Annotated in this window: 11 protein-coding genes; 3 read left to right on the plus strand and 8 right to left on the minus strand. The window is 68.1% G+C overall.

Going from position 1 to position 13537, the window contains the following annotated elements; all coding sequences use genetic code 11:
• Positions 1–60 precede the first annotated feature (60 nt).
• Positions 61–507 (minus strand): GNAT family N-acetyltransferase, encoded by a 447-nt coding sequence (locus AC07PF_RS29445; RefSeq protein ID WP_494614267.1) that lies wholly within the window; start codon positions 505–507, stop codon positions 61–63.
• Positions 508–602: 95 nt separating this feature from the next.
• Entirely contained in the window at positions 603–3278 is a 2676-nt protein-coding gene (gene mdeB, locus AC07PF_RS29450; protein ID WP_145699134.1) for an alpha-ketoglutarate dehydrogenase, read from the minus strand.
• 101 nt (positions 3279–3379) lie between these two features.
• Between mdeB and AC07PF_RS29455 the strand changes: the two genes are divergently transcribed.
• Positions 3380–3847: an Lrp/AsnC family transcriptional regulator gene (locus AC07PF_RS29455; protein ID WP_007854911.1), complete on the plus strand. Its 468-nt coding sequence runs from the start codon at positions 3380–3382 to the stop codon at positions 3845–3847.
• Positions 3848–3865: 18 nt separating this feature from the next.
• Here the strand turns inward: AC07PF_RS29455 and AC07PF_RS29460 are convergent, their stop codons facing one another.
• Positions 3866–4879, minus strand: a complete 1014-nt coding sequence (locus AC07PF_RS29460; protein WP_494609829.1) for an AraC family transcriptional regulator — start codon at positions 4877–4879, stop codon at positions 3866–3868.
• Positions 4880–4953: 74 nt separating this feature from the next.
• On the opposite strand from AC07PF_RS29460, the gene AC07PF_RS29465 reads away from it, so the two are divergent.
• Together AC07PF_RS29465 and curA are read left to right on the plus strand one after the other, a co-directional pair.
• Positions 4954–6204 (plus strand): MFS transporter, encoded by a 1251-nt coding sequence (locus AC07PF_RS29465; protein WP_007854909.1) that lies wholly within the window; start codon positions 4954–4956, stop codon positions 6202–6204.
• A gap of 18 nt (positions 6205–6222) precedes the next feature.
• Positions 6223–7245 (plus strand): NADPH-dependent curcumin/dihydrocurcumin reductase, encoded by a 1023-nt coding sequence (gene curA / locus AC07PF_RS29470; protein ID WP_494614268.1) that lies wholly within the window; start codon positions 6223–6225, stop codon positions 7243–7245.
• Positions 7246–7257: 12 nt separating this feature from the next.
• Here the strand turns inward: curA and AC07PF_RS29475 are convergent, their stop codons facing one another.
• From AC07PF_RS29475 to AC07PF_RS29495, 5 genes are all read right to left on the minus strand, one after another.
• Complete coding sequence (locus AC07PF_RS29475; protein WP_494614269.1) at positions 7258–8274, minus strand: DUF3014 domain-containing protein; 1017 nt, start codon at positions 8272–8274, stop codon at positions 7258–7260.
• 161 nt (positions 8275–8435) lie between these two features.
• A complete protein-coding gene (locus AC07PF_RS29480) occupies positions 8436–9092 on the minus strand; it encodes an alpha/beta hydrolase (RefSeq protein ID WP_494614270.1) in 657 nt (218 codons plus the stop codon).
• Positions 9093–9229: 137 nt separating this feature from the next.
• Positions 9230–10063 carry a DODA-type extradiol aromatic ring-opening family dioxygenase gene (locus tag AC07PF_RS29485; protein WP_494614271.1) on the minus strand — a complete coding sequence of 278 codons (834 nt, stop codon included), beginning with the start codon at positions 10061–10063 and terminating at the stop codon, positions 9230–9232.
• Positions 10064–10262: 199 nt separating this feature from the next.
• Complete coding sequence (locus AC07PF_RS29490) at positions 10263–12410, minus strand: outer membrane protein assembly factor BamB family protein (RefSeq protein WP_494614272.1); 2148 nt, start codon at positions 12408–12410, stop codon at positions 10263–10265.
• A gap of 31 nt (positions 12411–12441) precedes the next feature.
• Positions 12442–13410 (minus strand): ThuA domain-containing protein, encoded by a 969-nt coding sequence (locus AC07PF_RS29495; protein ID WP_494614273.1) that lies wholly within the window; start codon positions 13408–13410, stop codon positions 12442–12444.
• Positions 13411–13537 lie beyond the last annotated feature (127 nt).

Genomic DNA, 13537 nt, shown 5'->3' on the forward strand with positions numbered 1-13537 from the left:
GGCCGGCACTGGGGGTTCCCCGACTGCGCCACACCAGCCGTTTGCCGATGGCTTGGGCAACTACAGCAGCTTCCCCAGCATCACCACCCGCCCCTTGCGATAGCCCAGCCCCTCATAGAACCCAAAGGCCGGCGCCTCCTCCCGGGTCTGCAAGTTCACGCTCACCACCCCCTCGCCCCGCAGCCCATCCTCCAGCGCACCCATCAGCGCTGCCCCAGCACCTTGCCGCTGCAGATGCCCCGCAAAGCACATCTCCTTGATGTGAAACGTCCACCCATTCACCCAGCGCTCCTTCCAGCCCAGCGCCATCGCAACCGGCGCTCCCTCCAACAGCAGCGCCATCCCGCGCGCCGCTGGAAAAACCATGAACGCCGCCAGCCGCTCCCTCACCGCCGCGTGTTCCCACCCATCGTTCCAGGGCGGTGCATTGAACACGCCCAGGTACAGGTCCGCACAGTCGGCAATGTTCTCGGCCGTCAGGGCCACCGTGGCAAAGGGCAGGGTCATGGGGAAACAAGCGCAAAAAAACACCAGGGCGGCAAGCGTAGCGCACCACGCTTGCCGCCCTGAAAGAGCATGCTTTACAACGGCCTGCAGAGGGCTCAACGCGCTGCCGTGGCCCCCAGCGCAAACTTCGCGGCCTTCGCCACCGCTGCCGCATCCACCCCGAAGAACTCCCGCAGCGCCGCCCGCGTATCGCTGCGCCCAAAGCCATCGGTCCCCAAGGTCATGTACTTGCGCCCCTCGGGAATGAAGGCCCGCACCGTCTCGGGCACGGCGCGCACATAGTCGGTTGCAGCAATCACCGGTCCGCTTGTGGCGGCCAGCTGTGCTGCAAGCCAGGGGGTACCCGGCTTATCTGTTTCTCCTGCAATGGCGCGCTGCTCGCAGGCCACGCCATCGCGCGCCAGTTCGCTCCAGCTGGTCACGCTGACCACGGTGGCGGTGATGCCCTCGGCGGCCAGCTGCTGCGCAGCCTTCACCACCTCGGTGAGGATGGCGCCAGAGCCCAGCAGCGTCACCTGGCGGGCCGTGGCCGCCGCAGCGCCTTCGGCCTCGAAGCGCTGGAACACATAGCAGCCGCGCAGCACGCCTTCGGCCGCATCCACGGGCAGGTCGGGCTGGGCGTAGTTCTCGTTCATCAGCGTGACGTAGTAGAAGACGTCGCGCTGCTCGGTCACCATCTCGCGCATGCCGGCGTCGATGATCACGGCCATCTCGCCCGCATAGGCTGGGTCGTAGGCCTTGCAGTTGGGGATGGTCGCGGCCACCAGGTGGCTGCTGCCGTCCTGGTGCTGCAGGCCCTCGCCACCCAGCGTGGTGCGGCCCGACGTGGCGCCCAGCAAAAAGCCGCGCGCGCGCTGGTCGGCGGCGGCCCAGATCGCATCGCCCACGCGCTGAAAGCCGAACATCGAGTAGTAGATGTAGAACGGCAGCATGGCCAGGCCGTGCACCGTGTAGCTGGTGGCCGCAGCCGTCCAGCTGGCGATGGCGCCGGCCTCGCTGATGCCCTCTTCGAGGATCTGGCCGTCGAGTGCCTCGCGGTAGCTCAGCACCGAGCCGATGTCCTCGGGCGCATAGCGCTGGCCCACGCTGCTGTAGATGCCGACCTGCTTGAACAGATTGGCCATGCCGAAGGTGCGCGCCTCGTCGGCCACGATGGGCACGATGCGCGGGCCCAGCGTGGCGTCCTTGAGCAGGCCGCCCAGCATGCGCACGAAGGCCATGGTGGTGCTCATCTCCTTGGACTGCGGCTGCAGCGCGAACTGCGCGTAGCTTTCGATGGCGGGCACGGGCAGCGCCTCGCAGGTGGTGTCGCGGCGCGGCAGGTAGCCGCCCAGGTTCTGCCGGTGGCTGCGCAGGTAGCGCATCTCGGGGCTGTCTTCCGCGGGCTTGAAGAAGGCCAGGCTGGTGGCCTGCTCGTCGGTAAGGGGCAGGTTGAAGCGGTTGCGGAACTCGATGAGGTCGGTCTCGTCCAGCTTCTTCTGGCTGTGCGTGGTCATCTTGCCCTGGCCGGCCGTGCCCATGCCGTAGCCCTTCTTGGTGTGCGCCAGGATCACCGTGGGCTGGCCCTGGTGGCGCGCGGCCGCGGCATACGCTGCGTGGATCTTCACCAGGTCGTGCCCACCGCGTTTCAGGCGGTCGATCTGCTCGTCCGTCATGCCCTGGGCCAGAGCCGCGAGCTCGGGGTTCTGGCCGAAGAAGTTGTCGCGGTTGAAGCGCCCGTCCTTGGCCGCAAAGGTCTGCATCTGGCCGTCCACCGTGCCTTCGAGCGTGCGCACCAGCGCACCGGTCAGGTCGCGGGCGAACAGGCCGTCCCAGTCGCTGCCCCACACGAGCTTGACCACGTTCCAGCCCGCGCCGGCGAACAGGCGCTCCAGCTCGTCGATGATGCGGCCGTTGCCGCGCACCGGGCCATCCAGGCGCTGCAGGTTGCAGTTGACCACCCACACCAGGTTGTCGAGGCCCTCGCGCGCGGCCAGGGTCAGCGCGCTCATGCTCTCGGGCTCGTCCATCTCGCCATCGCCGAACACGCCCCAGACCTTGCGCGCCGAGCAGTCGAGCAGGTTGCGGTGCGTGAGGTAGCGCATGAAGCGCGCGTGGTAGATGCTGCTGATGGGACCGATGCCCATCGACCCGGTGGGGAACTGCCAGAAGTCCGGCATCAGCCAGGGGTGCGGGTAGCTCGACAGGCCCTGCGCGCCCGCGCCCGGCGCCGTGAGCTCCTGGCGGTAGTGCATCAGGTCCTGCTCGGACAGGCGGCCTTCCAGGAACGCCCGCGCATACACGCCCGGCGCGCTGTGCGGCTGGAAGAACACCAGGTCACCGCGGTGCTGCCCCTCGCCCAGGCCTTCGCGGGCCCGAAAGAAGTGGTTGAAGCCGCTCTCGAACAGGTCGGCCGCGCTGGCGTAGCTCGCGATGTGGCCGCCCAGCTCGCCATAGGCCTGGTTGGCACGCACCACCATGGCCAGCGCGTTCCAGCGCACGATGGAGGCCACGCGCTCCTCGATGGCCAGGTCACCGGGGAAGACGGGCTGGTCCTGCACCGCCACGGTATTCACGTACGGCGTGTTCAGGTCGGGATGCCAGCCCACGCGCTGGGCCCGCGCCAGGCGCACCATTTCCTGCAGCATGAAGCGCGCGCGCTCCGGTCCCTCGGTCGCGACCAGGGCCAGGAAGGCATCGCGCCATTCGGCGGTTTCTTGGGGATCCGTGTCAGCCAACACGGTGGCCGATGCAGGCATGAGCAGGTGGTGGGGGGCGGTGGGGGCGTTCATGCCGCAACTGTAGCCATTGCCGCCCCGAATGGGATGCCGTTTTGGCCCACAAAAGCCTCTGTCACAGCATTTCCTGCGGCAAACCACCTACACTGCAGCACATGAAGCTGGATACCCTGGATTTGCGCATTCTGGCCGAGCTGCAGGCCGACGGTTCCCTGTCCAACGTGGAGCTGGCGCGGCGCGTGCACCTGTCGCCCTCGCCCTGCCTGGCGCGCGTGAAGGCGCTGGAGGCCGCGGGCGTCATCAGCCGCTACGTGGCCCTGGCCAGCGCGGCCGCCCTGGGCCTGGGGCTCAACGTCTTCATCAGCATCAGCCTGAAGACGCAGAGCAAGGAGGCGCTGGGCGACTTCGAGCAGCGCATCGCCGAGCACGACGAGGTGATGGAGTGCTACCTCATGAGCGGCGACAGCGACTACCTGATCCGCGTGGCCGTGCCCGACATCGGTGCGCTGGAGCGTTTCATCCTGGAGCGGCTGGCCCCCATACCCGGCGTGGAAAAGATCCGCTCGAGCTTTGCGCTCAAGCAGGTGCGCTACAAGACGGCGCTGCCGCTGCCCAAGGCATAGAACCCGCAGCCGCCTCCCTCATTGCGCGCGCGCCGTGCTCGGTGGGTGCCCGATGATGCGCTTGTACGCCCGGCTGAACGAGGCCTCGGACTCATAGCCCAGCCGGTTGGCCGCCACGGCCACGCGCATGCCGTCGCGCGCGATCCAGCGGCGCGCCTGCGACATCTTGACCTTGGCCACGTAGCGCGCCGGGCTCTCGCCCATGGTGCGCGTGAACGATTCGGAAAAACTCGAGCGCGAGGCGCCCATCAGGTCGGCCAGCAGCGGCACGTTCCAGTCGCGCTCGGGGTCGGCGTGGATGGCGGCGATCACCTTGCCGATGCGCGGGCAGCGCACCGCCGCGATCCAGCCCGTGGGGTTGTTGCAGCTGCACTCCACCCAGGCGCGGATGATGCTGGCGGCCAGCGCATCGGCCAGGCGCGCGAGGATGGCGCAGGCGCCCATGCGGTCCTGCTCCACCTCGCGCTCCATGGCATCGAGCAGCACCGGCACGGTGGTGTCGCGCCGCGCCAGGTCGCCGGCCATCATCACCTCGGGCATCATGGCCATCAGCGGGTGCAGCGGGTCCAGGTTGAAGCGCAGCGCCCCGCAGAACATCACGTCGGGCGCCTGCGGCGGGGGCGGCGCCACGGCGGCGCCCAGGTGCGCGTTATTGGCATCGCGCCCGTCCACCAGGTAGATGTTCTCGGACACGGCCTTGCGCGCCAGCGAATCGATGTCCACCGGCGGCACGTCGGGCGAGCTGGCCAGCACGTGGAAGCTGCCGTGCGGCAGCAGCACCGCGTCGCCCGGGTTCAGGCGCTGCCAGTCGGTACCCGGCGTGCGCAGCCAGGCGCCGCCATGGCCCACGAAGTGAAAGCGCGCCGAGCGCTGCGCCGGGAAGGCAATGGCCCATGGCGGGTGCAGCACGCAGCGGCCATACTCCACGCCATCCAGGCGCAGGCCGAGCAGGATCTGGGTCAGCAGGTCCGGCGGGTCCGCGAACGGCTGCTGAGGCACCTGGTTGAATGGCTTGGATAAAAAGTCAAGCATCTCGGCTTTTAGGGCATGGAAACGCCGACATCTTATCCCTACGATGGCTTTCCATCCATCCCAAGGCCTTTCCCGTGTCCTCCTCTCCCTCCTGCTCCGCCTGCCTTGATGCGCCCACCGGTGCCGTCGTTGCCGAGGCCACGCCCGCCCCGCACTCCACCCCCGAGCCCACCGAGGCACGCTGGGCCGCCGTGGCCTCCATGGCCCTGGGGGTGTTCGGCCTGGTCACGGCCGAGTTCCTGCCTGCCAGCCTGCTCACCGCCATGGCCAGCGACCTGCGTGTGAGCGATGGCGCCGCAGGCCAGGCCGTAACCGTGACGGCACTGGTGGCCGCCGTGGCCGCCCCGTCGCTGCCGCTGCTCACGCGCCGCATCGACCGGCGGCTGGTGATGATCGCCTTCACGCTGCTGCTGGTGCTGTCCAACCTGATGTCGGCCCTGGCCGGCAGCATGGTCACGCTACTGGCGGCGCGGGTGCTGCTGGGCGTGGCGCTGGGCGGCTTCTGGTCCATGTCGGCCGCGCTGGCCATGCGGCTGGTGCCGGCGTCGCTGTTTGCGCGGGCCATGTCCTTCATCCTCACCGGGGTGTCGGTGGCCACCGTGTGCGCGGCGCCCATCGGGGCCTGGATGGGCGACCTGTGGGGCTGGCGCAGCGCCTTCATCGCGGCCGGCGGCATCAGCCTGATCACGCTGGCCGTGCAACTGGTGGCCCTGCCCGCCCTGCCCCCGCGCGACAACCCCAACCTCAAGGTGCTGGGCGAGCTGCTGCGCCGCCCGCCCGTGCGCGTTGCGTTGCTGGCCGTGCTGCTGGTCATCTCGGGCCACTTCGCAGGCTTCACCTACATCCGCCCGCTGATGGAGCAGGTCACCCACCTGTCGGTGGCCACCATCACGGCCGTGCTGCTGGGCTACGGCGTGGGCGGTTTCTTCGGCAACTTCGTGGGCGGCTGGATCGCCGGGCGCAGCGAGCGCCAGGCCATCGTGGCCGGCGGTGCCGTCATCGCCGTGCTCGCCGCCACCTTGCTGGTCGCAGGGCAGTCGGCCGCCATCACGGCCGTGGCCGTCACCCTGTGGGGCTTTGCCTTCGGCGCCTTCCCCGTGGGCTTCCAGACCTGGATCGTGCGCGCCGCGCCCGACCAGGCCGAGGGCGCGGGCGGGCTGCTGGTGGCGGCCTTCCAGATCGCCATTGCCAGCGGCGCCATCTTCGGCGGCCTGATGGTGGACCATGTGGGCGCCCTGGGCGGCCCGGCCTTCGCGCTGGCGGCCCTCACGCTCGGCACACTGCTCACGCTGCGCCACGGCCCCCGGCCTGCCGCGGCCGCCTGATCCAGGGGAGTACGCACCATGGCAAGCAACCGCCGCATCACACTCGCCGCGCGCCCGCAAGGGCTGCCTGAACCCAAGCACTTCGGGTTGGAGACGCAGCCCGTACCCGAGCCTGCCGAGGGCCAGGTGCTGCTGCAGACGCTGTACCTGTCCATCGACCCCTACATGCGCAACCTGATGGACCCCATCGGCCCGGGCTACGCGCCGCCTGTGGAGATCGGCGCGCCCATGGTCGGCGGCACGGTGAGCCGGGTCGTCACCTCACGCAACCCGCAGTTCCGTGAAGGCGAGCTGGTGCTGGCCAACGCCGGCTGGCAGGACTACGCCCTGTCCGACGGCAGCGACCTGCTGGCGCTGGGCGATGCGGCGCAGCCCTCGCAATCCCTGGGCGGCCTGGGCATGCCGGGCTTCACGGCCTATGTCGGCCTGCTCGACATCGGGCAACCGAAGCCGGGCGAGACGGTGGTGGTGGCAGCGGCCACCGGTGCCGTGGGCGCCATCGTGGGCCAGATCGCAAAACTCAAGGGCGCGCGCGTGGTGGGCATTGCCAGCGGCGCCGACAAGTGCCGCCATGCGGTGGAAGAACTGGGCTTCGACGCCTGCCTGGACCGGCGCGAGCCCGACCTGGCACAGCGCCTGGCAACCGCCTGCCCGCAGGGCATCGATGTGTACTTCGAGAACGTGGGCGGCGAGGTGTTCGATGCCGTGCTGCCGCTCCTGAACCTGCACGCCCGCGTGCCCGTGTGCGGCTTCATCGCGCACTACAACGATGAAGAGAACACGCCCAGCGGGCCCGACCGTCTGCCCCGCCTCACGTCCACGCTGCTGCAAAAGCGCGTGCGCATGCAGGGCTTCATCATCCTGGACCACTACGGCGAACGCTTCGACAGCTTTCGCCGCGAGATGGCCGCCTGGATCGCCCAGGGCCAGGTGCGCCTGCGCGAAGACATCATGGACGGGCTGGAGAACGCGCCGCAGGCGCTGCGCCGGGTGCTGCAGGGGCAGAACTTCGGGAAAACCGTCGTGCGCGTAGCGCAATAGGTCAGCAGGCGCTCACTGCACCTTGGCTGCTGGAGCGGGCTTGGCCGCAGCGGCCTGCTGCGGCTTGGCCTGCGCGCCCTTGCCCACGGCCTTGGGCCCTACGCCCGTGGCCACGCGCTTGCGGAACTCGGCCAGGCGGGCCTTCAGGCGCTTTTCGTTGTCCGGGCCCATGCGCACCAGCATCTTCTGCCCGCTGGACAGGCCCTGCAGCTGCGGGTCCACAAACTCGTAGCGCACCCAGGGCCGGGTGGAGGACACCTCGCCCTTCACCTCGGTCAGTTCCACCAGCAGCGGGCCGGTGGGCTCGGGGGTCTTGAGCAGGTGGTCGAGCACGGCCACCAGGCGGTCGTTGAAGTACTTGCCCGGATAGCCCAGCTCTTCGTACGCCTGCTGGAACAGCGGGTACAGCCGCGCATACAAGGCCACCGCCTGGTCGACGGGGATGGCCTCGGCAAAGGCCACGAAGGCGCTGTAGCGCCCGGCATTGCCGCCTGCAATGGCCAGTTGCCCGTGGGTGCCCGGCACGCCCTCCACGCTGAAGCGGCGCGGCGCCAGCTGCACCGGCCACATGCGCGATGGCGCCTGGGCACGCGGCAGGTTGTCCACCGTGGCCACCGCGCGGCGCACAAAGCCGTCGAGTTGCAGGAACGAGCCCACCGAAGGCTGGCCCAACAGCTCCGTCAACGCCTGGGCCACGGCCGCATCGGACTCGGCCAGGTCGGGCAGCGTGGCCGCTTCGGCCGGGGCCAGGGGATCGATCAGGTTCTGCGGACCGGCGGGCTCCGATGCCGCGGCGACGGGGGCCGATGCCGGGGCCGCGGCTTCAGGCGGCGCGGCGCTGGTGGCCCGTTCGGCAGGGGCATTGCCGGCCTGCCAGCGCCACCAGGCATAGCCCGCGCCGACCAGGGCCACGACCAACACGGTCGCCACCACCGCTGTGGCACCGCCCCCGCTGCGCGGCGGTGCCGGACGCTGGTCGCTGCGCAGTTCGGAGAAATCGCGGTCGTGGTCGAGCACTGGATCGGGCATGCAGGGGTCCTTGCGTCATGGGCCGGGGTGCGGCCAACGCAGCGGCCCGGGTCATGGCCTGACCATTGGAAACCCTTTAGGTTCCGGCAAGAGGTAACGCCCTGTTTTCGTCATGGGCACGCTGCACCCACGCAACAGCGCCCGCAGCACGCGGGAGATTCCTACAAGGTCTGCAACCAGTCCACCGTAGCGGCCAGCTCGGCCGGGCGGATCTCGTGCATGCCCGGGAACTCGCGGTAGTTCAGGGTCACGGGCAACTGCGCGAAGTGCTCGCGGATGGCATGCGCCTGCACCAGCGGGATCACGTTGTCCTGCGTGCCATGGCTCACCCATAGCTGCTTGCCCTGCAGCGCAGCAGCCGGCGCGGCCACGGGCAGCACCTGGGGCAGCAGGCGGCTGTGCCACACCATGGCGGCCTGCAGCAGCGCAGGCTGGGTGAGCAGCAGCGACAGCGACATGATGCCGCCCTGGCTGAACCCGCCCACCACCACGCGGCTGGCCGGCACGCCCAGTTGGGTCGCAGCGGCCTCGACCGCCTGGGCCACCAGCGCGCGGCTTTGCAGCTCCTGTGGCTCGTTGATGGTGCGGTCGCCGTTGGGCGCCACCGAGAACTCGAACCAGGCATTGGCACCCGGCCCCATGCGAAACGGCGCACGCAGGCTCAGCACGTGGAAGCGCCCGGGCACATGCGGCGCCAGGCCGAACAGGTCCTGCTCATTGCTGCCCACGCCGTGCATCAGCACCAGCAGCCAGGGCTCGGGGGTGCCGGCGGTGGCGGGGCGGTGCAGGTAGGTCAGCGGCAGTTGAGGTGTAGTCATGAATCTTGATATTGAAGGGATGCCGGAGAGCGGCGAACAAAGCTCAGCGAAGCGGTTCTGGCTAGGCGCTGCGTCGCAGACAGTACTGCAAGTACGGCAAGACGCAGCAACGACGCCAGAAGAGGTTTGTTCGTCGCTCAGTGTGCAGCGGGCTGGAGGGCAAAGGCATCCATGGACAACATGCTGTACATCACCTCGCGGCTCAGGTACTGCGGCTGCCGGTCATCGCCCGCCGCGCCCAGCGCGAAGAAGATGGGCAAAAAGTGGTCTTCCGTGGGGTGCGCGCGCGTGGCGTGCGGCGCCTGGCTGCGGTAGTTGAGCAGCGCCTGCATGTCGCCCCGGGCCAGCGCGCCTTCGATCCAGCGGCTGAACTCCAGCACATAGGGCGCCGGCTCGCGCGCCCCGCCAAAGAACTCCGACAGGTTGTGCGTCATGCTGCCCGAACCCACCACCAGCACGCCCTGGCTGCGCAACCCGCGCAGCGCCGCGCCCAGCGCATACACCTCGGCCGGGCCCGCGCCCGCAGGCAGGGCCACCTGCACCACGGGCAGGTCGGCATCGGGGAACAGATGCATCAGCGGCACCCAGGCGCCATGGTCGAAGGGCCGCGCGGCATCGCCCTGCGCAGCCACGCCAGCGGCCTGCAACAGCGAGAGCACCTCCTGCGCCAGCGCAGGCGAGCCCGGGGCCGGGTACTGCAGCTGGTACAGCGCCTGCGGAAAACCGCCAAAGTCATGCCAGGTGGCCGGCTGCGGCCCGGTCATCACCTGCGGGCTGCGCGCCATCCAGTGAGGCGACATGATCACCACCCCGCGCAACCCCGGAAACTGCGCCCGCAGCCCCTGCCCCCACTGCGTGAGCGCCGGGCCGGTGGTGCCGGCATCGATGGCGAACAGCGGCGCGCCATGCGATACGAACAGGGCGGGCACGGTGGCAGGCGACGAAGAAGGGGCTTGGGTGGTGGCGGACATAGGGCGTACTTTCTCTAGGGTCTGAGAGGTACTGTAGGACTTACCACGGCCGAGACCAAGCCCCGGGTGTCAAACGGATTGTTGCGATTTTGGCGCCAATGAAGGCCCTGACACGCTGACACGCCCCAAGAAAAACGCATCCCGAAGGATGCGTTGGAGTGTCCCCGTCAGTTGGCGGGCTGGTGAATGGGAATTCGCCTCAGTAGACCACCACCTTGCCCGTGGAGCGCGGACTGTAGCAGTCGTTGTAGAAGTACTCACCGGGCTTGTCGAACGTATGCTGGGCGGACTGACCGGGGGCCAGGCGAAAGTTGAAGCGCCCTTCGAAGAACTGCGTTGCGCAGTGCACGCCGGTGTTGTCGGCCGGGTTGGTGAACGTCACCGTCGTGTTGGCGGGCACGCGCATCCAGGTTGGCGTCACCGCGTTCACCGCACCGGACTCCACCGCCCCCGGCGCATTGGTCGCCGTGGGGATGCGGCCCAGGATGACGGTATTGGGCGTTGGCAAAGCGGCACCCTCCACAGGGTTACCGGACACGGGGCGGCGTACCTGTGGTGGAATGGGCGCGGGCGCCGGTGCGACGGTGCCGCCCACCTTGAAGGCCCAGAGGTGGTCGCCCCGCGGCGCATCGCTGTACGGGATGGACGTGCCGCCGGCATACACGGCAACATACTGCTCGCCGTCGATCTGGTAGGTGACCGGGCTGGCGCTGATCGACGCGCCGGTCTGGAAGCGCCACAGCTCCCGTCCGTTCTCGGCCTCCATCGCCAGCAGGTTTCCGTCCGGCTGACCGATGAACAGCAGGTTGGAGGCCGTGGTCAGGATTCCATTGCCGTGTGCCAGCGAGTACGGCATCTGTTTTTTCCAGCGGACCAGGTTGGTGCTCGGGTCGACGGCCACCACCGCACCGGTCACGTACGAGCCGGGTGGCCGCAGGCCATTGCTGGATTCGCTGAGCGAATGCGCGGCACCTACGTACCCCATGCCCGTGTAGACCAGTCCCGTGGAGCGGCTGAACGACTGGTGGTTCCAGTTGGCGCCGCCGCCATGGCCCGGCATGGACAGGATCGGTATGTCCCAGTGCGGATCGAAGAGGCAGCCGGTCTGGTAGTTGGGCACCGCACGGTTGGGATCGCCGGGCACCTCCGTGCCCAGGGGTTGCTGCACCACGCACAACTCGGTGAAGCCACCCTGCTTGGGATACGGCTGCGTCGGCCAGGTGGCCTGGCGCGCGTCCTGCTTCACGGGCCGCTCTTCGATTCCCAGCGGCGCACTGCCATCCTTGCGGTCCAGGATGTAGTACATCCCGGTCTTGCTTCCGTAGATCACCACCTTGCGCTCGCGCCCTTCGATCTGCACATCCGCCAGCACGGGGGACATCACGTTGTCCATGTCCCAGATGTCGTGATGGACCGACTGGAAGTGCCACTTGTAGGCGCCGGTGGTCAGGTCCAGAGCGACGATCGAGTTGGAAAAAAGGTTCTGCCCAGGCCGCTCCGAGCCGTCCTGCGACGAACCGCCGCGCACGTTGCCGAAGGTCCAGTACACAAGGTTGAGTTCGGGGTCCACGGCGGGGTGGATCCATGGCGTGGCCCCGGTCCGCTTGGCCTCTTCCGCACCGCCCCAGGTTTCATAGCCACGCTCTCCCTGGCGTGGTATGCCCCAGAAATAGTTCAGCACATTGCCGTTCGTGGCATCGGCGGCAAAAGCCGCCCCGCGGTTGCCGTCGTTGGTGCCCACGTGCAACCGGCGGTTGTGGTACACGATGGCCACCTTTTGCACGGCCCCCAGGTAGTTCGGGTCGGTGGCGTCGGTCGGGTACTGCTTGATCCAGGCAACCGCGCCTGTGTCCTTGTTCAGCGCCACCAGGCGGTTGCCGTTGGCGACGGTGTAGACCAGGCCAAGGTCCTTGGCCACGGCCACGCCGCGGCGGGTGATCACGCCGTACGGCGTGGTCCATTTCCACTTGGTGGCGCCTGTCTTGCCGTCCACGGCAATCACATTGCCCAGCGCCGATTCAATGTAGATCACGCCATCGACCACCACCGTGGTGCTCTGGTTGGTTCCGGTGTTCAGCCCCCCTTCGATCCGGTTGGTCCATGCGCCCCCCAGATTGGCGACGTTCTGCTTGCCGATCTGCGCCAGCGCCGAGTAGTTCTGGTTGCCCAGGTTGCCGCCGACCTTCGGGAAGTCCTTGTCTCCCGCAGTACAGCAGTTCTGCAGGTCTGCCGCTGCGCCAGCAGCGTTTGCAGGGCCGCCATTGCTTCCCCCGCACCCGTGCAGGAAGGCGCCCGTGGCCAATGCCACTGCCGTGAGCGACACAGCCGTGGTGAGTTTCTTGTGCATCGATGTCTCCTTGCAGATGGAACCCGGCGGGCTACTTGGTCGCGGTGCAGAACGGAGTAAGTCCCATGACGGACTTCACGCCCTGGACGACGAGCTTTTGAAACGCCTGGGCGCCCGGTCCTTCGGAGTTGGCCTGGAACGAGTGCGTGTTATGGCCCAGCGTGGTGAGCCAGGCCCGGCCGCCGTCGTAGTATTGGCACCAGGCGACGGGGTGGAAGTCCTTGTGGCCCGGATGCGGGCTGGCGGTCAGCGGATCGAGCGTGGCGGTGTCCACCTTCGCGAGGAACTTCACGTTCGTCGGAAACGGCGTGAGGTTGTACCACTCGTCCTGGAACGCGAACCGTGCCGGCACACCCTGGGTGGAAGGGTCGTCCGCCAGGATCTGCACGTCACCATTGCGGTTGGGGGCATGGTTGTAGAAGTTGGCGTTGCCCAGCAAGCCCTCGTAGTACGGCCAGTTGTATTCGGCCCCGAACGCGTTGTGCAAGCCCACGAAGCCGCCCCCGCGCCGCATGTAGTTGCGCAGCGCGGTGCGGGCGGCATCGTTGCTGGTGGTGACGGCTTCGTTCCACAGCGTATCGCGGTTGGAGCTGGCGAACACCACCGCCTTGTAGTTGTTGATGCGGTTGGCGATCACCGTGACGTCTTCCGTCCAGTCTGCGGCAATGCCCGCTTCCTCGAACATCCGCTTGAGGCCCGCCTGCATGACGTTGTCCGCATTCATCGCCGGATTGAGCCCGGCGGCCATCGGGGTACCCAGGTTCGCGTGGCGCGGCCCCGCCGTGCGCGAATAGATCAGTACCCGGTTGGGGGTGTTGGCGAAGGCACCCCAGTCGTTGTAGCAGGCCGGATCGACCCCGCGGCACACGTTGTAGTACGGGTCGATGCTGGGGGCCACCACCGTTTGCGGGTCGGAGTCGCCGCCGCCACAACCCGCCAATCCAATCAAGATCGCTGAAAGCATGCCCGCCAGATGCAGGGCGCGTGCCGAAGTGTTCAAAGTTGTCTCCTGTGTGGTTCTGCGTTTGTCGGAACGAAGGTCTCCCCCGTCCGCCAACGCATACTAAACAAAATGGAAACATTTTCCAATATGGAAACTCTTTCCTTTTTACACTTGAGAACACTTT

It is taken from the genome of Acidovorax sp. GW821-FHT10A04, assembly GCF_059415825.1.